Origin of the sequence: Streptomyces sp. NBC_00344 (assembly GCF_036088315.1) — a bacterium.
Taxonomy (GTDB): domain Bacteria; phylum Actinomycetota; class Actinomycetes; order Streptomycetales; family Streptomycetaceae; genus Streptomyces.
In genome coordinates, this window is record NZ_CP107996.1 from 2,456,620 (window position 1) to 2,480,563 (window position 23,944).

Sequence of the window (23,944 nt, forward strand, 5' to 3'; positions counted from 1 at the left end):
AGTCGTTGACCCGGCGATGGCTCGGATGTTAGACAGCACTGAGCGATATGCGCAATGAGCGTTGCACATGATGCAACGCCGATTACTGGGAGGCTCCATGACCGGCGAAGAAGTGGTCGACCATCGGTTCAAGGGCCTGCCGCCCGGCGCATCGGGACTCACCGTCGACGCGCTGGCGGCCGAGCGCCGGAACCTCTTCACCGGCGGGTTCACCACCCCGGTGCTCGCCCTCTCCGCGGAGTCGGTCGAGCACAACCTGGCGCTGATGGAGACCTACTCCGAACGGCACGGCCTCGCCTTCGCCCCGCACGGCAAGACATCGATGGCTCCGCAGCTCTTCGCCCAGCAGACCGCGCACGGCGCCTGGGGCATCACTCTGGCCGTACCCCACCAGGTCAGGGTCGCCCGCGCCTTCGGCGTCCAGCGGATCTTCGTCGCCAACGAGATCGTGGACGCGGCGGCACTGCGGTGGATCGCCGCCGAACTCGCCGCCGACCCCGGCTTCCGGTTCCTCTGCTACGTCGATTCGGTGCGTGGCGTCGAGCTGATGGACGAGGCGCTGCGCGGGTGCCCGCGTCCGCTGGACGTGGTGGTCGAGCTGGGCGCGGGTGACGGGGCCAGGACCGGAGCACGCTCGGCGGCCGAGTGCGCCGCGGTCGCCGACGCGGTCGCCGCCACACGCACGCTCCGTCTGGTGGGCGTTGCCGGGTACGAGGGCGAGGTGCCGGGCGCCGACGGCCCGCTGGTCCGCGAGTGGCTGCGCCGCCTCGTCGCACTGGCCGTGGACTTCGACCGGGCGGGCCGCTTCGAAGGGCTCGACGAGATCGTGCTCAGTGCGGGCGGCAGCGCCTGGTTCGACGCGGTCGCCGATGTCTTCTCCGAGGTCCCGGGGCTTTCCGTACCGGTGCTGAAACTGCTGCGTTCCGGTGCCTACGTCTCGCACGACGACGGGCACTACAAGCACCTCACCCCCTTCAACAGGGTGCCCGAAGAGGGCGCCCTGCAGCCCGCGTTCCGGCTCTGGGCGCAGGTCGTGTCCCGGCCCACCGGCGAGCAGGCCTTCGTCAACGCCGGCAAGCGCGACGCGGCGTACGACCTGGATCTGCCGGAGGCACAGGTCGTACGGGACGCGCGCACCGGCGAGATCAGGCCCGCCACCGGCATCACGGTCACCGGACTCTCCGACCAGCACGGGTGGCTGACGACCGGCCAGGAGGCAGACCTCGAAGTCGGCGACTGGGTGGGCCTCGGCCTCTCGCATCCGTGCACGTCGTTCGACAAATGGCAGCTGATCCCCCTGGTCACGGCGGACGGCACGGTCACCGACTACATCCGTACGTACTTCTGAGAGGCCGGAGCAAGGTCATGGATCTCGTCATCCGCGGCGCGCGGGTCATCGACGGCACCGGCGGCGCCTCCTACCGGGCCGATGTGGCCGTGGACAACGGGCGCATCACCGCCATCGCCCGCGAGGGAACCGGCAGGCGGCCGGGCGCCGCCAGAGTTCTCGACGCGGACGGGCTCGCCCTCTCGCCGGGTTTCATCGACATGCATGCCCACTCCGACCTGGCACTGCTGCGTGACCCCGGGCACGAGGCGAAGGCCGCACAGGGCGTGACGCTCGAAGTGCTCGGCCAGGACGGCCTGTCGTACGCGCCCGTGGACGACAGGACACTCGCCCAGGTCCGCCGTTCCATCACCGGCTGGAACGGCGACGGCTCCGACATCGACTTCGACTGGCGGACGGTCGGCGGCTATCTGGACCGGCTGGACCGCGGCATCGCGGTGAACGCGGCCTATCTGATCCCGCAGGGCACCGTCCGGATGTACGCGGTGGGCTGGGACGACCGTCCCGCCACCGCCGCCGAGACCGAGCGGATGAAGCAGCTCGTGGCCGAGGGAATGGAGCAGGGTGCTGTCGGGATGTCCTCCGGGCTCACCTACACACCCGGGATGTACGCCGACGACGCCGAACTGACCGAGCTGTGCCGGGTGGTGGCCCGCTACGGCGGTTACTACTGCCCGCATCACCGCAGTTACGGCGCGGGCGCCCTCCAGGCCTACGAGGAAATGGTCGGCCTCACCCGGGCGGCGGGCTGCGCCCTGCATCTCGCGCACGCCACCATGAACTTCGGTGTCAACAAGGGGAAGGCGCCCGAGCTGCTCTCCCTGCTGGACCGGGCGCTGGACAGCGGCGCCGACATCTCGCTCGACACCTACCCGTACACCCCCGGCTGCACCACGCTCGTCGCGATGCTGCCCAGCTGGGCGAGCGAGGGCGGACCCGACGCGATCCTGGCGCGGCTGAGGGACGACACCACGGCCGCGGAGATCCGCCGGGTGATGGAGGTCGAGGGCGCCGACGGCTGTCACGGCGTGCCCATCGAATGGGATGCCATCGAGATCTCCGGGGTGGCCGATCCCGGCCTGGCGGGCTGCGTCGGCAAGACGGTCGCCCGCAGCGCGGCCGAGCGCGGCGAGGAACCCTGGGTCACCGCCCGGCGGTTGCTCATCGACGACCGGCTCGGGTCGACGATCCTCCAGCACGTCGGCCACGAGGAGAACGTCCAACAGATCATGCGCCACCGGGTGCACACCGGCGGAAGCGACGGGATCCTCCAGGGATCCAAGCCGCATCCGCGCGCCTACGGCACGTTCCCGCAGTATCTGGGCCGCTACGTTCGCGAACTGGGCGTGCTCACGCTCGAGGAGTGCGTGGCGCATCTCACCTCGCGGCCCGCGGCCCGGCTGAGGCTGCCCGACCGGGGGCTGATCCGCGAGGGATACCGCGCCGACCTGGTGCTCTTCGATCCGGAGACGGTCGCGGCCGGCTCCACCTTCGACGTGCCGCGCACCCTGCCCACCGGCATCCCGCATGTCCTGATCGACGGCCGTCCCGTCATCGAGGACGGCAGGCGCACCGACGTGCTCGCGGGGCGCTCCGTACGGCGTACACCGGGCGGTGCCTGATGCCGTCCCGCCCCCGGGCGGCCGGATCCTGCCCCTTCGCTCCCCGTGTGGGCGAGAACACCACGGCATACCCCGTGACGCGCCCGTAAGGTGTCGGACATGCAGGTGATCCAGTCAACGAAGCTCGCCAATGTCTGTTACGAGATCCGGGGCCCGGTGCTCGAGGAGGCAATGCGGCTGGAAGCAGCGGGTCACCGCATCCTCAAGCTGAACACCGGCAACCCGGCGGCCTTCGGCTTCGAGTGCCCGCCGGAGATCCTCGAGGACATGCTGCGCAATCTCGGCGGCGCCCACGGCTACGGCGACGCGAAGGGGCTGCTCTCCGCGCGGCGCGCGGTGATGCAGCACTACCAGACCAAGGGCATCGACCTGGACGTCGAGGACATCTACCTCGGCAACGGCGTCTCCGAGCTGATCCAGATGTCCATGCAGGCGCTGCTGGACGACGGCGACGAAGTGCTGGTCCCGGCGCCGGACTACCCGCTGTGGACGGCGTCCGTCTCGCTGGCGGGCGGTACGGCCGTGCACTACCGCTGCGACGAGCAGGCCGACTGGATGCCGGATCTCGCCGACATCGAGCGCAAGGTCACCGACCGCACCAAGGCCATCGTCGTCATCAACCCGAACAACCCCACGGGCGCTGTCTACGACGACGAGATGCTGCGGGGTATCGCGGAGATCGCCCGCCGGCACAATCTGATCGTCTGCTCGGACGAGATCTACGACCGGATCCTCTACGACGGGGCCACCCACACCCCCACCGCGGCCATCGCCCCCGATCTGATGGTGCTGACCTTCAACGGGCTCTCCAAGAACTACCGGGTGGCCGGCTTCCGCTCCGGCTGGATGGCGGTCTGCGGCCCCAAGGCGCATGCGTCCTCGTACATCGAGGGCCTGACGATCCTGGCCAACATGCGGCTCTGCGCCAATATGCCCTCGCAGCACGCGGTGGCCACCGCGCTCGGCGGCCGGCAGTCGATCGAGGACCTGGTACTGCCCGGCGGGCGCATCCTGGAGCAGCGTGACACCGCGTACGAGCTGCTCACGCAGATTCCCGGGGTGACCTGTGTGAAGCCGAAGGGGGCGCTCTACCTCTTTCCGCGACTGGACCCGAAGGTCTACAAGGTCAAGGACGACCGCCGGATGGTCCTGGACCTGCTGCGCGCCGAGAAGATCATGGTGGTGCACGGCACCGGCTTCAACTGGCCGGAGCCCGATCACTTCCGCATCGTGACACTGCCGACGGCCAAGGAGCTGACGGACGCGGTGACCCGGATCGGCAGTTTCCTCGACGGGTACACGCAGCGTTAGCGGGCGGTTCGGATATCACGACCACAGACAACTTTAGACAGAATCCAAGCTAGGATGGTCTCCTGTCGACGAGAGGGAGGCCATCCCATGTATGAACCGATCCGCACCAAATCGGTCCAGTCGACGGCCGACGATTCCACGGCCTACCCGCACCGCTCACGCGAGGAGGAGCTGGACATCCAGCTCGCGGGCCATCTGGCCGCGCTGCTCGCCGTCACGGACGAGCTCGGCCTCACCGGCGACGGCGACCGGATCGCAGCCCAGGTGACCAGGCTCCGCGGCACCGAACCGGTCCGCGGCACGGGCCCCTCCGGCACCGATCACGGCGTCCTGCACCAGCGCGCCCACACTCTCGCGGGGCGCGCGCTGGTGGTCGCCGCATCCCGCGCCGACACGGCCGCGGCGATTCTCGCGGCCGAGCGCATGGACGCCCACACGGCAGCCCGGCATCTGACCGGCGCCCTCTGAACGGCCCCGGTTCGCGGGCCGCGAAGGCGCGCGAACCGGGTGCCACACACCTGCGGCACACGGGGACGTCACACGCGCGGACGACGTGCGGGGCACACCTGCGGGACCGCGCATCCGCAGCATGACGGGAAAGTCCGGCCCCCGACGCCGTGAGGGGGCGTCGGGGGCCGGACCGTACGCGGCGGGCCGGATGGACCCCACAGGTCAGGGCGGACGTCGGATGAACCCGCCGCGTGGCTCTACCGGGCCTCAGCCCAGACGCTTGACCAGCGCCCGGTACTCGTCCCACAGCTCCTTCGGAGCGTGGTCGCCGAAGGTGTTGAGGTGCTCGGGCACCAGCGCCGCCTCCTCGCGCCAGACCTCCTTGTCGACGTCGAGCAGGAAGTCCATGTCGGCCTCCGAGACGTCCAGGCCCTTGGTGTCCAGAGCGCCCTTGGCCGGAAGAATGCCGATGGGGGTCTCGACACCCTCACCAGTGCCTTCGAGGCGCTCGACGATCCACTTCAGCACCCGGCTGTTCTCGCCGAACCCGGGCCACACGAACGTGCCCGCCGCGTTCTTGCGGAACCAGTTCACGTAGTAGATCTTCGGGAGCTTGGACGCGTCCTTGTCGGCACCGACCTTGACCCAGTGGCCCATGTAGTCGCCCATGTTGTAGCCACAGAAGGGCAGCATGGCGAACGGGTCGCGGCGCAGCTCGCCGACCTTGCCCTCGGCCGCGGCCGTCTTCTCGCTCGCCACGTTGGCGCCCAGGAAGACTCCGTGGTTCCAGTCGAAGGACTCGGTGACCAGCGGCACGGCCGACGCACGGCGGCCGCCGAAGAGGATCGCCGAGATCGGCACACCCTTCGGGTCCTCCCACTCGGGCGCGATGGTCGGGCACTGTCCGGCCGGCACGGTGAAGCGGGCGTTGGGGTGCGAGGCGGGCGTGCCGGACTCGGGGGTCCAGTCGTTGCCCTTCCAGTCCGTGAGGTGCGCGGGCGGCTCCTCGGTCATGCCCTCCCACCAGACATCGCCGTCATCGGTGAGCGCGACGTTGGTGAAGACGGAGTTGCCCCACATGGTCTTCATGGCGTTGGCGTTGGTGTGCTCACCGGTGCCCGGCGCCACCCCGAAGAACCCGGCCTCCGGGTTGATCGCGTACAGCCGGCCGTCCTCGCCGAAGCGCATCCAGGCGATGTCGTCGCCGATGGTCTCCACGGTCCAGCCGGGGATGGTGGGCTCCAGCATGGCCAGGTTGGTCTTGCCGCAGGCCGAGGGGAACGCGGCGGCGACGTACTTCGGCTCGCCGTGCGGCGGCGTCAGCTTGAGCACCAGCATGTGCTCGGCGAGCCAGCCCTCGTCCCTGGCCATCACCGAGGCGATGCGCAGGGCGTAGCACTTCTTGCCGAGCAGGGCGTTGCCGCCGTAGCCGGAACCGTACGACCAGATCTCGCGCTCCTCGGGGAAGTGCGAGATGTACTTGGTGGAGTTGCACGGCCATGGCACATCCGCCTCGCCGTCGGCGAGCGGAGCGCCCAGCGTGTGGACCGCCTTCACGAAGAAGCCGTCGGTGCCGAGTTCGTCCAGCACCTGCTGTCCCATGCGGGTCATGGTGCGCATGGAGACGGCGACGTACGCGGAGTCGGTGATCTCCACGCCGATCGCGGAGAGCGGCGAGCCGACCGGGCCCATGCAGAAGGGCACGACGTACATGGTCCTGCCGCGCATCGATCCGCGGAAGATACCGCCGCTGCCGCCGGCACCGCTGAAGATCTCATGCATCTCCGCAGGAGCCTTCCAGCGGTTGGTCGGGCCCGCGTCCTCCTCCTTGACGGAGCAGATGAACGTACGGTCCTCGACGCGCGCCACGTCCGACGGGTCGGACGCGGCGTAGTAGGAGTTCGGGCGCTTGGCCGGGTCGAGCTTCCTGAACGTCCCCTTGGCCACGAGCTCGTCGCACAGCCGCTCGTACTCGGCTTCGGATCCGTCACACCAGACCACGCTGTCCGGTTGCGTCAGCTCGACGATCTCGTTGACCCACGAGATCAGTTCCTGGTGCTGGGTCGGGAGGACAGCGGGAGCCGCGATGTCGCGCGCCACGATTGCTCCTATGCAGGTTGGGCGGGATGAGGGTTGTTTCGCCCCTTGGGGGTCACGACCCGGACGCTTCACGTGTGAAATCCTCTGGCGCTCATCCGGTGCCGCTTGCACTCATCTGATCATCCGCGCCTTCCGCCCATATGTCCAGAGGGCCTCTCACGTGAGCATCGCCACTCGTGGCCGCGACCGTCGGCCCCGGGCAGGCGCAGACGGCCCGGGGCCGACGGACCTACGGAAGCGTAGGTAGCATCGCCGTATGACTCCTGCCGCCAGCGAAGTGACCGAGATACTTCCGACGCCGGTGAAGCCGAGGCTGCGGGGCTGGCTGCACGCCGGGATGTTCCCCGCAGTGATCGTCGCGGGCCTCGCGCTCGTCGCTCTCGCGGACTCGACCCGCGCCCGAGTGGCCTGCGCCGTCTACATCCTCACGGCGTGCATGCTCTTCGGGGTCAGCGCGGTGTACCACCGGGGGACCTGGGGCCGCGCGGGCGAGGCCGTCCTGCGCAGGCTGGACCACGCGAACATCTTCCTGATCATCGCGGGCACCTACACACCGCTCACCCTGCTGCTGCTCCCCTCGTCCACCGCGACCCCGCTGCTCTGGGCGGTCTGGGCGGCGGCTCTCGCCGGGATCGCCTTCCGGGTGTTCTGGGTGGGCGCGCCACGCTGGCTCTACACGCCCTGTTACATCGCCATGGGCTGGGCGGCCGTCTTCTTTCTGCCCGACTTCATGCACGCGGGCGGTGTGGCCGTGCTCGTCTGCGTCATCGTGGGCGGGCTGCTCTACAGCGCGGGCGGCGTGATCTACGCGCTCAAGCGCCCTGATCCCTCACCGAGTTGGTTCGGCTTCCACGAGGTGTTCCACTCGCTCACGCTGGCCGCCTTCATCACCCAGTACGTCGCGATCTCACTGATCGCGTACTGACAGTCAGGCACCACCGGCGGGCGGACGGCGTGCGCCGTCCGCCCGCCGGTGGTGTGCCGTCCGCCCGCTCGTGGGTGTTCAGGCCCGGCCCAGCTGCTGCGCGAGCACGCCCGGGTCGGGCGTCGGTGCCTCACAGGTGAAGTTCCTGCAGACGTAAGCGGCCGGGTGCCCGTCGATCAGCGGCCGGTGGGCGAGCAGAGGGAATTCCTCACTGCCGCTCGCGCCGACCGCGACGACCGCGCCCGGCGCCGTGGCGAGCAGCGCGGTCCTGTGCAGCGCCGCGGTCTCCGCGTCGCCGGCCGGTCCCACCACGGCCACCTCGCGCGGCCCGTCGAGGACCGCCTCCGCGACGGCAAGACCCCATCCGATGAACCGCGGTGCCCGCGGGCCCAGCGCCTTCACCACACCCAGAGCCCGCTCGGCAGCCGTGCGGTGGGCCTCCGATCCGGTATGCGCCGCATAGGACAACAGCGCCCCCGCGGCCGCGGTCCAGCCGGAAGGGGTGGCACTGTCCGTCGGGTCCTGCGGCCTGCGGATCAGCTGTTCGGCATCGTGCGCGGTGTCGTACAGGGTGCCGTTCTCCCCCACGAACCCGTCGAGCACCAAGTCGAGCAGGAACCCGGCGAATTCCAGCCAGACTCCCTCCCCGGTGACCCCGGCCAGCGCGAGGAAGCCCTCGGCGACATCGGCGTAGTCCTCGAGAACCCCCGCGTTGGCGCCGACCTTGCCGTCCTTGGACGTACGCGAGAGGCGCGCGCCGTCGTCCATGTGCACGCGCACCAGCAGATCGGCGGCCTCGGTGGCCCGCTCGACCAGGTCCGGCCGGTCGAAGTAGGTGCCGGTCTCCGCCAGCGCGGCGATGGCGAGCCCGTTCCAGGCGGCGACCACCTTGTCGTCCCTGCCGGGCCCGGGACGCAGCGCGCGGGCCACGAGCAGCCGTTCGCGCAGCTCGGACGGGGCTTCGGCACCCGGCAGTTGAAGCACCGATGCGCCTTCCTCGAAGGTCCCGTCCTCGGTCACCGCGTACAGTTCGGCCGCCCGGTCGCCGTCCTGCCCGCCCAGCACCCCGCGCAGCTGCTCCGGTGTCCAGACGTAATAGGCGCCCTCGACATGGTTCCCCTCCGCGTCCTCGCTGTCCGCGTCCAGAGCCGAGGCGAACCCGCCCTCCGGGGTGCGCAGTTCGGACACGATGAAGTCGGCGGTCTCCAGAGCCACCCTGCGTGCGAGCGGAGAACCGGTGACCCGCCACAGATGGGCGTACACCCGGCAGAGCAGTGCGTTGTCGTAGAGCATCTTCTCGAAGTGCGGCACCATCCAGTCCCGGTCGACCGAGTAGCGCGCGAACCCGCCGCCGAGCTGGTCGTACATCCCGCCGCGGGCCATCGCCTCACAGGTGTCGGCGGCCATCTGGAGGGCGCCTTCCGAGCCGGTGCGCGCGTAGTGCCGCAGCAGGAACTCGATGGTCATCGACGCCGGGAACTTCGGCGCCCCGCCGAATCCGGCGCTCTTCGCGTCGTACTCCCGGGTCAGTCCGAGCAGCGCCTGCGCCAGCTCGTCCTCGCCCGGAATCCCGGGCGCGTCAAGGGCGAGCGAGCGGGCGGACAGGTCCTCCACGACCTTTCCCGCGACCTCGTCGACCTCACCGCGCCGGTCGGTCCAGGCAGCCGTGACACCTTCGAGCACCTGAAGGAACGACGGCATCCCGTGCCGGGGCTCGGGCGGGAAGTAGGTACCGAAGTAGAACGGCTGGGCATCGGCGTTCAGGAACACGGTCATGGGCCAGCCGCCCTGGCCCGTGGCGGCCTGGACGGCCTCCATGTAGACGGCGTCGACGTCGGGGCGCTCCTCGCGGTCGACCTTGACCGCGACGAAGTGCTCGTTGGTGTACGCGGCGGTGCGCTCGTCCTCGAACGATTCATGAGCCATCACATGGCACCAGTGGCACGCTGAGTAGCCAACTGACAGCAGAACAGGTACGTCACGCCGCCGGGCTTCCTCAAAAGCCTCCGGCGTCCAAGGCCACCAGTCGACCGGATTGTCAGCATGCTGAAGCAGATAAGGCGAGGTCACACCAGCCAACCGGTTCATACGAGCCAGCCTCTCACAGGCCCCAACCCAGTTGGTGAAGCCGGCGAAGGCGCTGCCTCGCCTGGCCGAATTGCACTTGTGCGCCATCACGTGCGCGACAACAGCCTCACCACTCACTTGGGAGAAGCCGGGACAGAGGAAGGGGAGCCGCCGCGGTCTTCCGAATCAGGTGCCCCGGCATCGCAGGACAGTAGGCTGAGCACAACAGCGCCGGACTGCCGAGGCTCCTCGAAGGAGGTACACCATGACCGCCGGGATGGTGGCGCCCGCGTGGATGCATACGCAGATCAGCGCGGAGCAGTACGACTCGTGGTCCGAGGAGCAGTGTGCCGGCATCGAGATCGTGGACGGAATGGTCGTCGTGAGCCCAAGCGCGTCCAAGCGGCACAACCGGCTGGCCCGAATCCTGGCCAATGCCCTGGACGCCGCCGCCGGCTCGGACTGGAACGCCGACACTGACTTCGACGTCCGCCTGCAGGACGTTCCCCTCACCAACCGCCGTCCGGACGTCGTCGTCTACCGAGCAGAGACCATCGATCTCACGCCCACCCGCCCCGAACACGTACTTCTGGTCGTCGAGGTCGTGTCGCCCGGCTCGGAGACCACCGACCGGATCGTGAAGGTGGACCAGTACGCCAAGGCCGGTATCCCCTTCTACTGGCGTATCGAACAGGCCGCGACCGGGGTCCCGATCGTCTACACATACGTTCTCGACCCCGCCACCAAGGCCTACAGGGACGGCGAGATCTTCACCGGCGCGATCAAGGCTGCCGCACCCTTCTCCATCACCGTGGACCTGGGAACCATCTGACGGTGCTGGAAGATTTTTCTCCTCGCTGGCACGGAGGAACTGTCGAAAGAGCTTGTTTGCCGGTGCGTGCTTCCCGTTTCGCCAATCGCTGATGCGCTGGACAGCTTGAGATCGCCTGCTGCGAGCAGCACGAGCGAAGAGCTCCCCGCCGCCGCCGGAGGAATCGCGTCACATCACGGCAGGCGCTGTTCGGATTCCGGTCCGCCCAGTGGCCGAGGCTCAGCCCCTGGACCTGGGCGTACACCGAACGAGTCGCCTGGAGCGCGCCCCTCCCCTGCCGATCTACCGTGCCGCGTGACGCGACACCGGGCCTCAGGCATCCTCGCGCTCAGCCGCCCCACCAAGGACACTTGACTCCGGATCTGACCTCTCGGAGGGGGACTGCATATGCGGGACAGCCATCGGGCCGAGGCCGAGCGGCTGCTGGCGCGCGCCGTCGAGGAGGAGGTACGCCGGACCGGCGGGCGTGCCGACGCGGGGACGCTGCTGGCACGCGGGCGCGGCGCGCTGGATTCGCTGGCGGCCGGCGCCGGCGACGAGTACGCCGCGTACGTCCGGGCGCTGGATGCCGCGGAGGCGGAGACGCATCCGCTGTCGTCACACTTCAGCGGCTCGGCGATGGGAACCCCGGCCGTGGTCACCGGGGTTGCCGCGGTCGCCGCCTTCGGGTCGGATCTGGCTCTGGGCACCACCGGGGGCACCGCGCTCGGCGCCGGGGTTGCCGTCGCCGTGGCGGGGGCCGCCGCGACGGTCGCCAGGGTGACGGCCGCGCACTGGCCTGCCGCCCACCGCAGGGCCGGCGCGGCGGGACAGCCGGGCGGCGCCGAGCAACTGCGTCTGGAATGGCTGACCGCCCTCGATGTGAGGGGCATCCGCCCGTACCTGGACCAGCAGCGGATGCTCGCCGTGCCGAAGAAGAAGGCCACCGCTCCCGTGCCGCCGCAGCTGCGCGGCACCGACAAGAGCGCGGCGGCCCGGCGACGGTCCGTGCTGGAGCACTCGTTCGGTCATCTGCCGCAGCCGGACGGCCCGTTCGCGGGCCGGCGGCGGGAGATGGCCCGGATCGTCCAGTGGGTGCAGGCGGCCCGCGCGTCCACCGAGACCCGGCCCACCGTCGTCGTGCTGTACGGGGCCCCGGGCACGGGGCGCACCACTCTCGCCGTGCGGGCGGCGCACCAGCTCAAGGACCAGTTCCGCGGGGCGTGCCTGGTCGATCTGCGCGGGGCGACCCACGACGAACCGCCGTTGCAGACCCGGGACGCCCTGCTGCACCTGCTGAACCGGCTCGGCGCTCCGCGCGAACAGCTGCTCTTCCGTGAACGTACCTCTCCTGAGCAGCAGTTGAGGAGGCTGACCGAGCTGTACCACAAGCATCTGACCGGGCTCCCGGTCACCGTCGTGCTCGACGACGCGTCCGACGCCGGCCAGGTGCGCACCCTCGTTCCCGAGCGATCGGACAGCCTGGTCCTGGTGACGGCGAGCGAGCCGCTCGAACTGCCGGCGGACCTCCCCGCCTGGGTCCACCAGCTGCCGGTCGACGCGCTGGACGCGGCCGGCGCGGAGGAGCTGCTGAGGGACGTCGCCGAGGAGACGGAGAGTCCCTACGACGCCGAATCCACCGACCGGGTGGCGGAGCTGTGCGGCCGGCTGCCCCTGGCGCTGCGGGTCGCGGGGTCCTCGCTCGGGCCCCGCTCCACCCGCGAACTCGCCGCTCATCTCGCGGCATATGATCCGGCGCAGCCGGTCGAACGGGCGCTCTGGCTGCGCTACAGCGACCAACCTGAGCAGGGGCGCCGGCTGCTGCGCAGGCTCGCGCTGGCCGGGCGGGCCAGCCTGGGGGCGGCCGCTGCCGCCGCACTGCTGGCCGTCGACGGCCAAGAGGCACAACGGCTGCTGACCCGGCTGGCACGGGCCGGGCTGATCGACCATGTGCGGGGCAGCCGTTACCGCCTCCACGACACGGTGCGGGCCTTCGCGCAGGAACGTCTGGCGGACGAGGAACAGCAGCCGGAGCGCACCGCCGCGCACGAGCGGCTGATCCAGAGCTACGCCGAGCTCGCCGACGCGGTGATCCGGCTGGTGGACGGCAAACTCTCCACCCGGGCCGGGCAGTTCGGGCCTCATGGCTTCGCGTCGCTGGATGCGGCACTGCGCTGGCTGGACGAGGAGTCGAGCTTCATCACGTCGGCGCTGCGGCACGCGGAGGGCGTCGACCAGGATGTGGTGCTGCATCTGCTCGGCGCGCTGTGCGACTACTGCCTGCTGCGCGGCGATCTCTACCGTCTCGGTGAGATCAGCGAACTGACCGAGTCCGTCGGCCAGGGTCTGCTCATGCGGTCGGTGCAGTGGCGTACCGGCATCGCGGCCCGCCAGCTCGGCGAGCTGGACAAGGCGCGCACCACTCTCACCTCGGTCGTCGGTCTCTACCATGAGGCGCAGCACCGCGCGGGTGAGGCGCTCGCGCTCTGCTCCCTCGGCATCACCCTGCACCACCAGGGGAATCTCATCGAGGCGTCGGCGAAGCTGAGGGAGGCCATCGCGCTCCAGGCGCCGTCCGAACTGGCGGCGGACCGCGCCTGGTCGCTGCATGCGCTGGCGGCGGTGGAACGCGACAGGTCGAACCTGCCGGAGGCGCTGACGCTGCTCTCCACGGCGCTCACCCTCCACCAGGAGAGCGATTCCCTGCACGGGGAGGCCTGGACGCACTTCCAGCTGGGCCAGCTGTGCCTGCGCCTGGGCGATGTGTCCCGCGCCGAGGTGGAACTGCGGACCGCGCTGGACGCCTACGGGCAGACCAGGGACGGCCGCGGCGAGGCGTGGGCGATGACCCAGCTCGCCAGGACCCGTCTGGTCGACGCGGACCCGGCGGCCGCCATCGACCAGCTGCGCCAGGCCCTGGCCCGGCACCGCGACAACGAGGACGCGCGGGGTGAGGCGTGGACGCTGTACTACCTCGGTCAGGCGCTGGAGGAGCGCGGTGACCGTGACCAGGCGGTGCGGGAGCTGGAGCGGGCCCGCACGATGTTCTCCCGGATGCGGGATGTCTACGGCCTGGCCTGTGCCCGGCACCACTCGGGCCGGGTCACCCGTGACCAGCGGGCGGCGCAGACCGGCAATCTCCGCAACAGCGGTTTCGCCCGGCAGTTGCTGGTCGACGCCCGCACCGACTTCCACCGCATCGGCGTCGCGCACGGCGAGGCCTGGACCTGCCTCGAACTGGCCCTCATCGACGCCGGGAACAACCGTGCGGTCCAGGCACTCCGGCTCTGCGACGAGGCGGCGGAGCTGTTCGCTTCGTACGACGACCGCAGGGGCGAGGACTGGGCCCGCTTCCTGCGCTGCACGCTGCTGCCCTACGCGTCCCCCGGGGGCTCGGAGGTCGGCACGGCGGTGGCGGACGAGGAGCTCGCCCAGCTGATCCGCGCGGCGCATCAGGGCCGCGACGCGAAGCTGGCGGACTGCGCGGAGGCCTATGCGCTGGTGCTGGAGCGAGGGGTGACGCTGGAGGACGGATGGCAGGCGTGGCTGCTCGGCATGGTGCCGGACCGGCATGCCCGGGAAGTCATGGGGGTGCCGGTGGCCGTGGCCCGGGGGTAGCCGCCGTACGGGCGGTCCCCGAGGGGCTCCGCCCCGGCCGGCCGGGGGACGCGCGTCCGGGCAGCGCCGACCGCGCCCCGGCCGGATCGGGCCCGTCGGGCGGCGGCGGACCGGCGGTGCGGGGGCTGCGGCCCCCGCACCTCAGCTCCTCTTCGGCTCCGCTCCGGCCTCCGGCCGCGGCTCCGCGCCCGGCAGCGGTGCCTCCTTGAAGGTCACCCTTCCCATGTGGCGGTTCATCGACTTCATCAGCAGCCACACCCCGACGGCCAGCGCCGCGAAGATCAGGAAACCGAGAAGGCCGGGAGTCACCTTGTTGTCGTCGACCTCTTTGGCCAGAGGGACGAGGTGCGTCAATGCCTGGCTAGCGCTCATAACTAGGCATTGTCCCGGATGCCCGCAAAGAGGTCGTCCTCGGGGAGGGAAGTCTCCACCAGAGACTTCACCAGCTCGTATTCCTCGGTGGGCCAGATCTCCTTCTGGATCTCCAGCGGAACGCGGAACCAGCCGCCGTCGGGGTCGATCTGGGTGGCGTGCGCGATCAGGGCCTTGTCCCGGATCTCGAAGAAGTCCGCGCAGGGAATGTGCGTGGTCAGAGTGCGTTCGACCCGCTCGAACTCCTTCCAGCGCTCCAGCCACTCCGCGTACGGCGACTCGAGGCCGCGGGCCAGCAGGCCCTCGTGCAGTGCCACGGTGCGCGGCTTGTTGAAGCCCTGGTTGTAGTAGAGCTTCGAGGGCTGGAAGGCCGGGCCGAACTCCGCCTCCGGGTACTTCCCGGTGTCGGTCGCCGCATCGAAGGCGACCATGGAGATCTGGTGGGTCATGATGTGGTCCGGGTGCGGGTATCCGCCGTTCTCGTCGTAGGTGGTGATCACCTGCGGACGGAATTCGCGGATCAGCCTCACCAGCCGGCCGGCGGCCACATCGACGTCCTCCAGGGCGAAGCAGCCCTCGGGGAGGGGCGGCAGCGGGTCGCCCTCGGGGAGACCCGAGTCGACGAAGCCCAGCCAGTCCTGCTTGATCCCGAGGATCTCGCGGGCCTCGTCCATCTCCTTCTTGCGGACCTCGTGGATGTGCTCCTCGATATAGGCGTCGCCCTGGAGCTTGGGGTTGAGGATGGAGCCGCGCTCGCCTCCTGTGCAGGTCACGACCAGCACGTCCACCCCCTCGGACACGTACTTGGCCATGGTGGCCGCACCCTTGCTCGACTCGTCGTCGGGGTGGGCGTGTACGGCCATCAGTCGCAGCTGCTCAGTCAAGACAGGATCCTCAGTGATTCGTCGCAATCGGCGGCTTCTATAGTGACCGAAAGAGGGGACGGAAAATTCCGGGAACCCCTGCACAGGAGGAACGATCATGACGGCGGTTGGCGAACAGCTCCCCGAGGGGCGCTACGGCCCCTCCGCGGACCGGCGCGCCGACCGCAGGCTGCGGATCATCGGCTCGGTGCTGGGCGCCGCACTGCTCGGTGTGATCGGCTGGATCGGCTACGACTACATCGGCTCGACGGCCATCAGCGCCGAGGTGATCAGCTGGGACGTCGCGTCGGATCACGCCGTGGACGTCCATATCGAGGTGCGCAAGGACGCGGGCACCCACGGCACCTGCACCCTGCGGCTGCGGGAGACCGACGGCAACGAGGTCGCCCGCAAGGACGCCAGGTTCGACCAGCCCAAGGGCCGGATCGACCAGGTCGTCACCGTACGTACGACGGCCAGGGCGACCAGCGTCGAACTTCTCGGCTGCCAGTCCGACTCCTGACCGGGTCCGGCCGGAGGGGCCCGGCCGGCGAGGACGACTCACAGTCCTCGAAGGTGCAGATCCACCCGCTTCGCCGCCAGAATTGTTAGGCTCGTGGTTTCGCCCGCCCCTGGAGGAACATCCTTCCGGGTAGGGCGATGCTTTGTATTTCCAGTACCTACGAGGAGCACCTGTGACCCAGACCAGCGAGAACGTCACCTGGCTGACCCAGGAGGCGTACAACCAGCTGAAGGCTGAGCTGGAGTATCTGCAGGGTCCCGCCCGCTCGGAGATCGTCACCAAGATCGCGGCGGCCCGCGAGGAGGGCGACCTGCGCGAGAACGGCGGGTACCACGCCGCCAAGGAGGAGCAGGGCAAGCAGGAGCTGCGCGTACGCCAGCTGACCCAGCTGCTCGAACACGCCAAGGTCGGCGAGGCCCCGGCGGCCTCCGGTGAAGCGGCTCCCGGCATGGTCGTGACGATCGCCTTCGACGGTGACGAGGACGACACCATGACGTTCCTGCTCGCCTCCCGTGAGTACGCCAGCTCGGACTTCGAGACGTACTCCCCCCAGTCGCCGCTCGGCACCGGCGTCATCGGCAAGAAGGTCGGCGAGAACGCCGAGTACGAGCTCCCGAACGGCAAGACCGCCACGGTGAAGATCCTGAAGGCCGAGCCCTTCAAGGGCTGACGGGCCCGGTATCGCTGCGCGGAAAAGCCCCGGCCACCGGTGTGGCCGGGGCTTTCGCGTACGGTGCCGGGGCTCGCGCGCCCCGCGCTCAGGTCCCGGGGCCGGGACGCCGGGCCGGACTCAGGTGGTCGCCGAGCGGTACTTGCGGACGGCCAGCGTGCGGAAGACCACGAAGATCAGCAGCGACCAGAGCAACGACGCCCAGACCGGGTGCTGCATGGGCCAGGCCTGCGACGTGGATGCGCCCGGGTTGCCGAAGAGTTCGCGGCAGGCCTGGACCGTGGCACTGAACGGATTCCATTCGGCGACCGGCTGGAGCCACCCCGGCATGTTCTCGGTGGGCACGAAGGCGTTCGAGACGAAGGTGACCGGGAAGAGCCAGATCAGACCACCCGATGTGGCCGCCTCGGGAGTGCGGACCGTGAGCCCGATCAGTGCTCCGATCCAGGAGAACGCGTACCCCAGCAGGAGCAGCAGCCCGAAACCTCCGATGACCTTGCCGATGTTCTCGTGGGTGCGCCAGCCGATCAGCAGGGCCACCGCGGCGAGGACCACCAGGGTCAGTGCCGTCTGGAAGAGGTCCGCGAGGGTGCGCCCGGTGAGGACCGCACCACGCGCCATGGGCAGCGACCTGAAGCGGTCGATGAGCCCCTTGTGCATGTCGTCGGCGATTCCCGCGCCCGCGCCGGCCGTGGCGAAGGTGACGGTCTGGGCGAAGATGCCCGCCATCAGGAAGTTGCGGTAGTCGTTCGCGCTGGTGGAACCGCCGATCACCAGCGAGCCGCCGAAGACGTAGCTGAACAGCACCACGAACATGATCGGCTGGATCAGTCCGAAGATGACCACTTCGGGGATCCGCACCATGCGGATCAGATTGCGCTGGGCGATGACCAGCGAGTCGTGGAAGGACTGGCCGATCCCGCCGCGCGTCCGGCGGGGCGGGGCGCTCGTCGTGCTCTGCGACATGATGCTCACCTGCGGGGCTCCTTCGCAGCGATGGTTTCGCCGTTGTTTCCGGCCTCGGCCTCGGCCGCATGGCCGGTCAGCGAGATGAACACGTCGTCGAGGGTGGGACGGCGCAGTCCGATGTCGTCGATCTCGACTCCGCGCGCGTCCAGGTCCCTGATCACCTCGGCGAGCAGTTTCGCGCCGCCGGTGACGGGGACGGTGAGTTTGCGCATGTGGTCGACCACGGTCACCGCGCCCTTGCCCAGTGCGTTCAGCACTTCTCCGGCGGGGGTGATCTGATCGCGCTGGTGGACGACGACCTCGACACGCTCACCGCCGATCTGGTCCTTCAGCTGATCGGATGTTCCGCGGGCGATCACTTTGCCGTGGTCGATGACACAGATGTCGTGCGCCAGCCGGTCGGCCTCCTCCAGGTACTGGGTGGTGAGCAGCAGCGTCGTACCGCCGGCCACCAGATCCTGGATGACCTCCCAGAGTTCCTGCCGGTGGCGCGGATCGAGTCCGGTGGTCGGCTCGTCCATGAACATCACGGGCGGCGACACGACCAGTGCGGCGGCGAGGTCCAGTCGCCTGCGCATACCGCCCGAGTAGGTCTTGGCGGTGCGGTCCGCCGCGTCACCGAGGTGGAAGCGTTCGAGGAGTTCGAGTGCCCGCTTCTTCGCGTCGCGTGAGGACATCTGGTAGAGACGGCCGACCATCTGGAGGTTCTCGCGGCCGGTGAGGTACTCGTCGACGGCGGCGAACTGTCCGGAGAGGCCGATGGAGCGGCGCACCTGGACGGGGTGCCTGAGTACGTCGATCCCGGCGACCACCGCCTTGCCGCTGTCGGGCCTGAGCAGTGTCGTCAGTACGCGTACGGCCGTGGTCTTGCCCGCCCCGTTGGGGCCGAGAAGGCCGAGCACGGTGCCTTCGGGGACGTCCAGGTCCACGCCGTCCAGTGCTCGTACGTCGCCGAAGGTCTTGACCAGGCCTTCGGCGTAAATGGCGCCAGGCATATGAGTTCCCCCGAGCTTGTGGGCGGATTTCTGCACACATCGTAAATTTGCCGCGCACCGGCCGCCTGTCACAGCGGCAGCACGGTACGCACACTATCGCGATGTATCGCGTATGCGAAGGGTGTCGACGCGAATGCACCGGCGGCTATCCGATGACGGGATACCCCGCGTCCCGCAGCGCGGCGCTGACGTCGCGGCAGTGCTCGGGCCCCTTGGTCTCCAGGTGCAGTTCCACCTCCGCCTCGGTGAGGCCGAGCCGGGGATCGGTGCGCACATGGCTCACATCGAGGACGTTCGCGTCCACCACCGTGAGCACCCCGAGCAGCGTCTCGAGCGCACCCGGACGGTCCGTGAGACGCAGCCGCAGCGAGAGATAACGGCCGGCGGCAGCCATGCCGTGGGTGAGGATGCGCTGTATCAGCAGTGGGTCCACGTTGCCGCCGGAGAGCACCGCGACCACCGGCCCCTCGAAGGACTTCGGATCGCTCAGCAGTGCGGCCACCGGGCTGGCACCGGCCGGCTCGACCACCATCTTGGCCCGCTCCAGGCAGAGCAGCAGCGCGCTGGACAGCTCGTCCTCGGTGACCGTACGGACCTCGTCGACGAGATCCTTGATGATCCCGAAGGGCACATCGCCCGGCCGGCCCACCTTGATGCCGTCCGCCATCGTGGCCTGCGGTTCGATCGCCACCGGACGCCCTGCCGACAGGGAGGGCGGATAGGCGGCAGCGCCCGCCGCCTGCACCCCGATCAGTTTCACGTCGGGCCGCAGGGCCTTCACCGCGACCGCGATGCCGGCCGCGAGGCCGCCGCCGCCGATACCCACCACGATCGTCCGCACCTCGGGGCACTGCTCCAGGATCTCCAGTCCCACCGTGCCCTGCCCCGCGATGATGTCCGCGTGGTCGAAGGGGTGGATGAAGACCGCCCCGGTCTCCCGCGCGTAGTCCTGCGCGGCCGCCAGCGTCTCATCGACGACCTGCCCGTGCATGCGCACCTCCGCGCCGTACTCACGGGTCGCCGCCACCTTCGGGAGCGGCGCGCCCTGCGGCATGAAGACCGTGGAGTGCACGCCGAGCAGGGACGACGCGAGCGCGACGCCCTGCGCGTGATTGCCCGCGCTGGCGGCGACGACCCCGGCGGCACGCTCCTCGGGGGACAGGCCGGCGATACGTACGTACGCGCCGCGCACCTTGAACGACCCGGTCCGCTGGAGGTTCTCGCACTTGAAGCGGACCGGCGAGCCGACCAGCGCGGAGAGGTGTCTGCTGCCCTCGATCGGGGTCGAACGTGAAACCCCGGAGAGCATCTTCTGCGCTCCGAGGACGTCGTCAAGGATCAACGGCGGCAAGGGGTGTGACGTACCGAAGCTCATGTACGCAAGTCTCGCAGCTCCGCGCACACCGAGCCGCCGGAGCCAGGTGGGGCCATCATGAAAAGAACAGGTTTACGCAGCGCTGGTACGGGTCTGCCCCGGGCCGCGTACTCTGTCCCCCACTATCCGCCCATCGCACGAAGAGAGCCCCCAGCCATGCCCCTGTCTCAGGACATGACTTCCGATATCGATCCCGGCCTCCTCGATGTGCTGCAGCACCAGGTGGCCCTCTTCGCCCGCCGCGCCGAGCAGACCCGGCTGGGGGGCATCGGGCAGGTCCGCAACTCGATGGACCGCGCCGCCTATCTGCTGCTCAACCGCCTCGACCGGGAAGGCCCGATGGGCGTCAAAGCGCTCGCGGCCGGTATGGGGATCGACTCGTCGACGGTGACCCGTCAGGTCGCCCCGCTGGTCGACACCGGCCTGGTCAAGCGCACCTCGCATCCCGAGGACGGCAGGGCCGTCGTGCTGGAGCTCTCCCCGCGTGGTCTGGCCCGTCTGGAGGAGGTGCGCTCCTCACGCCGTGAGCTGATGGCGCAGGTGACGGACGGCTGGACGCAGGACGACCGGGAGTCCTTCACCACCCTGCTCAGCCGCTTCAACTCCGCTCTGTCGGCGCGGGCGGCAGGACAGCAGGAACCCGGTACACCCATCTCCTGACCAGGGGTTGACCCCGGGTGCCGAGCTGCTCTCAGAATGAATGAGGGACAAGGAGGCACGGTGCACGAGCGGACGGCGGCACGTGACCGCCGCCGCGCCCAGGAGTTCGAGTCCTTCGTGGCGGGCGCGGCGGGCCGGCTGCTGCATGCCGCGACGCTGCTGACCGCCGAGCCCCCGCGGGAGAATCCGAGAGCGCAGCGCCTGCTGCTGGCCGCCCTGTCGTACACGTACGCGCACTGGGACCAGTTGCGCGGCGAGGATCCGTACGACCGCACCCGGCGGGAGCTGGCATCCCGTTTCGCCGGCAGCGCGTGGCGCTACCACTGGGCGGCGCTGACGGCCCTGCTGCGGGCACGGCAGGCCGGGGGGCCGGCCCACCGCGGAGGGGTGCTGGAGCGGCTCGGCCCGCAGGAACGTCTGATCCTGGTTCTGCGGCTCTACGAAGGAGTCGCGGAGGAACAGACCGCCGCGCTGGTCGGGCTGCCCGTGGAACGCGTCCACGGGATCTGCGTGCGGGCGATGGCCACGCTTCGCCGCCCACCGGTGAAGGCCTCGCCACGCTTCCCGGAGGTGGCCGCCCGATGAGCCTGACCAGCCGCGCGGAGGAAGAGGTCCGCCGGATACTGGACACCCCGCATCCCCCGGTCCCCGCGGACCTGGCGATCCGCGCCCGCGAGCGGGGTTCGGGGATGCTGCGCCGGCGGACGGCGGCGCGGCGGCTGCTGTGGCTTCTGCTGACCGCCGCGCTGGTGGCTTTCGTGGTGTGGGCGACGGTGGCACAGCCGTGGGCGGTGCCACCGTCGCAGACCACGCCCCCGGTGGAGGGTTTCTAGGCCGCGTCCGGGAAGTCCCCGCTGCCACACCCTCCGGGCCGGATGCCCCTCCTTCTCACCCGCGGGCCCAGTGCCACGGCACGGGAACGGCTGCCGTGGGATACCTCGTCCGGCAGGGTCAGCCGAGCGCCCGCCGCAGATCGGCCAGCAGGTCGTCGCCCGACTCGATGCCCACCGACAGGCGCACCAGATCGCCCGGGACCTCGAGCGCGGAACCGGCAACCGACGCGTGCGTCATCCGCCCCGGGTGCTCCACCAGCGACTCGACACCGCCCAGCGACTCACCGAGGGTGAACAGCTCGGTCCTGTTGCAGACCTCGACCGCCGCTTCCTCACCGCCGGTGACCTGGAAGGACACCATGCCGCCGAACGACCGCATCTGCTTGGCGGCGATCTCATGGCCGGGGTGGTCGGGCAGACCCGGGTAGAGCACCTTGGTCACCTTGGGATGGCTGGTGAGCATCTCGGCGATCCTGGTCGCGTTCTCGCTGTGCCGGTCCATGCGCACCGACAGCGTCTTGATGCCCCTCAGCACCAGCCAGGCGTCGAACGGCCCGCAGACGGCGCCCATCGCGTTCTGGTGGTAGGCCAGCTCCTCACCGATCTCGTCCGAGTTGGCGATCAGCGCGCCACCGACGACGTCCGAGTGGCCGCCCATGTACTTGGTCATCGAGTGCACGACGACATCCGCGCCGAGCGCGAGCGGCTGCTGCAGATAGGGGCTCGCGAAGGTGTTGTCGACGACGAGCCTGGCACCCGCGGTGCGGGCCACGTCGGCGACCGCGGCGATGTCCGTGATGCCGAGCAGCGGGTTGGAGGGGGTCTCGACCCAGATCACCTTGGTGCGCGGGGTAACCGCGGCGCGTACCGCGGCCGGGTCGGAGGTGTCGGCGACCGACCACTCCACGCCCCAGCGGGAGACGACCTTCGCGAAGAGCCGGAAGGTGCCGCCGTACGCGTCGTTCGGAATCACCACATGGTCGCCGGGCGAGAGAAGGGCCCGGAGCAGGCAGTCCTCGGCCGCCAGCCCGGAGGCGAAGGCGAGCCCGCGCCGGCCGCCCTCCAGGGCCGCCAGATTCTCTTCGAGGGCGGTACGCGTCGGGTTGCCGCTGCGGCTGTATTCGTAGCCGCCGCGCAGTCCGCCCACGCCGTCCTGTTTGTAGGTGGAGACCTGATAGATCGGGGGGACGACCGCGCCCGTGAGGGGGTCGGCGGTGTTGCCTGCGTGAATGGCGATGGTTTCGAAAGCGTGGTGCACGCTGTGCTGGTCGCTCATGGGCACCGAGCGTAGTGGTCAGAAGCCCGTGGTGTCTGGTTCGCTTGAGGCATGGAGATTCTCTGGTTCCTGCTCGCGATGTGCGTGCTCGCGGCAGTGCTCGGCCCCTATCTGATGCGCAGGAGCGGCGGCATCCGTCAGGTGCTGCCCGGTTCCCCGGACGCCGCGGACCCCGACGACTACGGGTTCCTGCGTCAGGAGGAGCTGGATGTCCGGCTGCCGGGACCCGACCAGGACCTCCTCGACGTGCTCGAAATGGTGCAGCGCACCCAGGACTGGCGGCCCGCCGCTCAGTTGCTCGCCGGTACCGAGAAGGCCGGTGAGGTGCGCTGGCAACGGGTGCAGGCCTTCGCCGGAGCGGCGTCGCTCGAACTGGCCCAGCGTCCCGGAGCCGGCGGCGCCTGGCTGCGCAACTGGCGCTCCGAAGCGCCGAAGGACCCGGGCGCGGCGCAGGTCCATGCCGAGTTCCTGGTGCAGCAGGCCTGGCGTTCGTCCACGGCGGGGACGGACGACTTCCGGATCATCCTGGAGGAGGCGCACACGGTCTGCGAGCAGGCGTCGCTGCTCGCACCCGGTGACCCCGTTCCGCACATCGTCGAGCTGGCCGTGGGCCGGGGCCTCGGCTACCCGGAGCCTCAGTTCGAGCAGCTCTGGGCCAAGGTGATCGACCGTGCTCCCGAGCACATGGGGGCCCATCTGTCCGCGCTGCACTACTGGTGCGAGAAGTGGCACGGCTCCCGGGACCTCGCCGGCGAGTTCGCGCAAGCGGCGGCGGCTCGCGCCCCGCGCGGCTCACTGCTCGCCGCGCTCCCGCTCTTCGCGGTGTACGAGCATCTGCCCGAGGTCAATCTGGTGCGGAGCTTCTACCGGAGCGAAGTCGTCACCAAGGCGCTCCAGGGTGCCCTGCACGCGGTGCACACCTCCCGCGCCGACGACCCGATGCGGGCGCATGTGCGCCATCTGCTGGTCTTCTTCCTCGTACGGTCCGAGCGCTGGTCGGAGGCGATGAACCAGCTGGTCCACGTCGACGGTCATGTCGGCGCCCTGCCGTGGACGCTGGACCCCGACCCGGCGGCCGGGTACGCGGTGTACCGGGCCCTTGCGGTCGCCGGCTACGAGGCGAACGGCGGCACCCCGGCCACCCTGCCGCACTGAG

At 69.9% G+C, this 23,944-nt stretch carries 21 protein-coding genes; 13 read left to right on the top strand and 8 right to left on the bottom strand.

Annotated features, from left to right (window positions below; all coding sequences use genetic code 11):
* The first annotated feature begins 97 nt into the window (after window positions 1–97).
* The 4 genes from OHS16_RS10960 (at window position 98) to OHS16_RS10975 (ending at window position 4,749) form a co-directional block, all read left to right on the top strand.
* On the top strand, window positions 98–1,348 hold the full coding sequence (locus tag OHS16_RS10960; protein ID WP_328536997.1) for an amino acid deaminase: 1,251 nt from the start codon (window positions 98–100) through the stop codon (window positions 1,346–1,348).
* Window positions 1,349–1,365: 17 nt separating this feature from the next.
* A complete protein-coding gene (locus OHS16_RS10965; RefSeq protein ID WP_328536998.1) occupies window positions 1,366–2,970 on the top strand; it encodes an N-acyl-D-amino-acid deacylase family protein in 1,605 nt (534 codons plus the stop codon).
* Window positions 2,971–3,069: 99 nt separating this feature from the next.
* Window positions 3,070–4,281, top strand: a complete 1,212-nt coding sequence (locus tag OHS16_RS10970; RefSeq protein WP_328536999.1) for a pyridoxal phosphate-dependent aminotransferase — start codon at window positions 3,070–3,072, stop codon at window positions 4,279–4,281.
* Window positions 4,282–4,368: 87 nt separating this feature from the next.
* Window positions 4,369–4,749: an SCO4983 family protein gene (locus OHS16_RS10975; RefSeq protein ID WP_328537000.1), complete on the top strand. Its 381-nt coding sequence runs from the start codon at window positions 4,369–4,371 to the stop codon at window positions 4,747–4,749.
* A 249-nt stretch (window positions 4,750–4,998) separates the two neighbouring features.
* Here OHS16_RS10975 and OHS16_RS10980 read toward each other — a convergent pair whose 3' ends face one another.
* Window positions 4,999–6,831 (bottom strand): phosphoenolpyruvate carboxykinase (GTP), encoded by a 1,833-nt coding sequence (locus OHS16_RS10980; protein WP_328537001.1) that lies wholly within the window; start codon window positions 6,829–6,831, stop codon window positions 4,999–5,001.
* A gap of 256 nt (window positions 6,832–7,087) precedes the next feature.
* Here OHS16_RS10980 and trhA point away from each other — a divergent pair, with 256 nt between their 5' ends.
* Entirely contained in the window at window positions 7,088–7,756 is a 669-nt protein-coding gene (gene trhA / locus OHS16_RS10985) for a PAQR family membrane homeostasis protein TrhA (RefSeq protein ID WP_328537002.1), read from the top strand.
* A 78-nt stretch (window positions 7,757–7,834) separates the two neighbouring features.
* On the opposite strand, the gene OHS16_RS10990 is transcribed toward trhA, so the two are convergent.
* The gene (locus OHS16_RS10990; protein WP_328537003.1) at window positions 7,835–9,844 is read right to left on the bottom strand and encodes a thioredoxin domain-containing protein; all 2,010 of its coding nucleotides are present in this window, start codon (window positions 9,842–9,844) and stop codon (window positions 7,835–7,837) included.
* Window positions 9,845–10,088: 244 nt separating this feature from the next.
* On the opposite strand from OHS16_RS10990, the gene OHS16_RS10995 reads away from it, so the two are divergent.
* Together OHS16_RS10995 and OHS16_RS11000 are read left to right on the top strand one after the other, a co-directional pair.
* Window positions 10,089–10,655 (top strand): Uma2 family endonuclease, encoded by a 567-nt coding sequence (locus OHS16_RS10995; RefSeq protein WP_328537004.1) that lies wholly within the window; start codon window positions 10,089–10,091, stop codon window positions 10,653–10,655.
* Window positions 10,656–11,042: 387 nt separating this feature from the next.
* Window positions 11,043–14,252, top strand: a complete 3,210-nt coding sequence (locus tag OHS16_RS11000) for a tetratricopeptide repeat protein (protein WP_328537005.1) — start codon at window positions 11,043–11,045, stop codon at window positions 14,250–14,252.
* A 141-nt stretch (window positions 14,253–14,393) separates the two neighbouring features.
* Here OHS16_RS11000 and OHS16_RS11005 read toward each other — a convergent pair whose 3' ends face one another.
* Both OHS16_RS11005 and mca read right to left on the bottom strand, forming a co-directional pair.
* Entirely contained in the window at window positions 14,394–14,624 is a 231-nt protein-coding gene (locus OHS16_RS11005) for a hypothetical protein (RefSeq protein WP_328537006.1), read from the bottom strand.
* A 2-nt stretch (window positions 14,625–14,626) separates the two neighbouring features.
* Complete coding sequence (mca, locus tag OHS16_RS11010; protein WP_328537007.1) at window positions 14,627–15,508, bottom strand: mycothiol conjugate amidase Mca; 882 nt, start codon at window positions 15,506–15,508, stop codon at window positions 14,627–14,629.
* A 97-nt stretch (window positions 15,509–15,605) separates the two neighbouring features.
* On the opposite strand from mca, the gene OHS16_RS11015 reads away from it, so the two are divergent.
* The gene (locus OHS16_RS11015; protein ID WP_328537008.1) at window positions 15,606–16,010 is read left to right on the top strand and encodes a DUF4307 domain-containing protein; all 405 of its coding nucleotides are present in this window, start codon (window positions 15,606–15,608) and stop codon (window positions 16,008–16,010) included.
* Window positions 16,011–16,182: 172 nt separating this feature from the next.
* Entirely contained in the window at window positions 16,183–16,680 is a 498-nt protein-coding gene (greA, locus tag OHS16_RS11020; RefSeq protein ID WP_328537009.1) for a transcription elongation factor GreA, read from the top strand.
* Between the two features lie 120 nt (window positions 16,681–16,800).
* On the opposite strand, the gene OHS16_RS11025 is transcribed toward greA, so the two are convergent.
* The 3 genes from OHS16_RS11025 to ilvA form a co-directional block, all read right to left on the bottom strand.
* Window positions 16,801–17,646, bottom strand: a complete 846-nt coding sequence (locus tag OHS16_RS11025) for an ABC transporter permease (RefSeq protein ID WP_328540797.1) — start codon at window positions 17,644–17,646, stop codon at window positions 16,801–16,803.
* 5 nt (window positions 17,647–17,651) lie between these two features.
* Window positions 17,652–18,644, bottom strand: coding sequence for an ATP-binding cassette domain-containing protein (locus OHS16_RS11030; RefSeq protein ID WP_328537010.1), 993 nt, complete (start codon window positions 18,642–18,644; stop codon window positions 17,652–17,654).
* Between the two features lie 145 nt (window positions 18,645–18,789).
* On the bottom strand, window positions 18,790–20,019 hold the full coding sequence (ilvA, locus tag OHS16_RS11035) for a threonine ammonia-lyase (RefSeq protein WP_328537011.1): 1,230 nt from the start codon (window positions 20,017–20,019) through the stop codon (window positions 18,790–18,792).
* 156 nt (window positions 20,020–20,175) lie between these two features.
* On the opposite strand from ilvA, the gene OHS16_RS11040 reads away from it, so the two are divergent.
* From OHS16_RS11040 to OHS16_RS11050, 3 genes are read left to right on the top strand one after another with little or no spacing between them, the layout of a single operon-like run.
* Window positions 20,176–20,679: a MarR family winged helix-turn-helix transcriptional regulator gene (locus OHS16_RS11040; RefSeq protein ID WP_328537012.1), complete on the top strand. Its 504-nt coding sequence runs from the start codon at window positions 20,176–20,178 to the stop codon at window positions 20,677–20,679.
* Between the two features lie 60 nt (window positions 20,680–20,739).
* Window positions 20,740–21,264, top strand: a complete 525-nt coding sequence (locus tag OHS16_RS11045; protein ID WP_328537013.1) for a sigma factor-like helix-turn-helix DNA-binding protein — start codon at window positions 20,740–20,742, stop codon at window positions 21,262–21,264.
* Window positions 21,261–21,512: a hypothetical protein gene (locus tag OHS16_RS11050; protein WP_328537014.1), complete on the top strand. Its 252-nt coding sequence runs from the start codon at window positions 21,261–21,263 to the stop codon at window positions 21,510–21,512. Before OHS16_RS11045 ends, OHS16_RS11050 begins: the two co-directional genes overlap by 4 nt.
* A gap of 118 nt (window positions 21,513–21,630) precedes the next feature.
* Here OHS16_RS11050 and OHS16_RS11055 read toward each other — a convergent pair whose 3' ends face one another.
* Window positions 21,631–22,788: a cystathionine gamma-synthase gene (locus tag OHS16_RS11055; protein WP_328537015.1), complete on the bottom strand. Its 1,158-nt coding sequence runs from the start codon at window positions 22,786–22,788 to the stop codon at window positions 21,631–21,633.
* Window positions 22,789–22,839: 51 nt separating this feature from the next.
* On the opposite strand from OHS16_RS11055, the gene OHS16_RS11060 reads away from it, so the two are divergent.
* On the top strand, window positions 22,840–23,943 hold the full coding sequence (locus OHS16_RS11060; protein ID WP_328537016.1) for a hypothetical protein: 1,104 nt from the start codon (window positions 22,840–22,842) through the stop codon (window positions 23,941–23,943).
* The last annotated feature ends 1 nt before the right edge of the window (window position 23,944 follow it).

Excerpts from the sequence above, each read along its gene's own strand:
- ilvA (WP_328537011.1), bottom strand. The coding sequence starts at position 20,019 with ATGAGCTTCGGTACGTCACACCCCTTGCCGCCGTTGATCCTTGACGAC.
- OHS16_RS10975 (WP_328537000.1), top strand. The coding sequence starts at position 4,369 with ATGTATGAACCGATCCGCACCAAATCGGTCCAGTCGACGGCCGACGAT.
- OHS16_RS10965 (WP_328536998.1), top strand. The coding sequence starts at position 1,366 with ATGGATCTCGTCATCCGCGGCGCGCGGGTCATCGACGGCACCGGCGGC.
- OHS16_RS11040 (WP_328537012.1), top strand. The coding sequence starts at position 20,176 with ATGCCCCTGTCTCAGGACATGACTTCCGATATCGATCCCGGCCTCCTC.
- OHS16_RS11060 (WP_328537016.1), top strand. The coding sequence starts at position 22,840 with ATGGAGATTCTCTGGTTCCTGCTCGCGATGTGCGTGCTCGCGGCAGTG.
- OHS16_RS11025 (WP_328540797.1), bottom strand. The coding sequence starts at position 17,646 with ATGTCGCAGAGCACGACGAGCGCCCCGCCCCGCCGGACGCGCGGCGGG.
- OHS16_RS10960 (WP_328536997.1), top strand. The coding sequence starts at position 98 with ATGACCGGCGAAGAAGTGGTCGACCATCGGTTCAAGGGCCTGCCGCCC.
- OHS16_RS10970 (WP_328536999.1), top strand. The coding sequence starts at position 3,070 with ATGCAGGTGATCCAGTCAACGAAGCTCGCCAATGTCTGTTACGAGATC.
- OHS16_RS11000 (WP_328537005.1), top strand. The coding sequence starts at position 11,043 with ATGCGGGACAGCCATCGGGCCGAGGCCGAGCGGCTGCTGGCGCGCGCC.
- OHS16_RS11005 (WP_328537006.1), bottom strand. The coding sequence starts at position 14,624 with ATGAGCGCTAGCCAGGCATTGACGCACCTCGTCCCTCTGGCCAAAGAG.
- OHS16_RS11015 (WP_328537008.1), top strand. The coding sequence starts at position 15,606 with ATGACGGCGGTTGGCGAACAGCTCCCCGAGGGGCGCTACGGCCCCTCC.
- OHS16_RS11050 (WP_328537014.1), top strand. The coding sequence starts at position 21,261 with ATGAGCCTGACCAGCCGCGCGGAGGAAGAGGTCCGCCGGATACTGGAC.
- OHS16_RS11030 (WP_328537010.1), bottom strand. The coding sequence starts at position 18,644 with ATGCCTGGCGCCATTTACGCCGAAGGCCTGGTCAAGACCTTCGGCGAC.
- OHS16_RS10995 (WP_328537004.1), top strand. The coding sequence starts at position 10,089 with ATGACCGCCGGGATGGTGGCGCCCGCGTGGATGCATACGCAGATCAGC.
- OHS16_RS10990 (WP_328537003.1), bottom strand. The coding sequence starts at position 9,844 with ATGAACCGGTTGGCTGGTGTGACCTCGCCTTATCTGCTTCAGCATGCT.
- trhA (WP_328537002.1), top strand. The coding sequence starts at position 7,088 with ATGACTCCTGCCGCCAGCGAAGTGACCGAGATACTTCCGACGCCGGTG.
- OHS16_RS11055 (WP_328537015.1), bottom strand. The coding sequence starts at position 22,788 with ATGAGCGACCAGCACAGCGTGCACCACGCTTTCGAAACCATCGCCATT.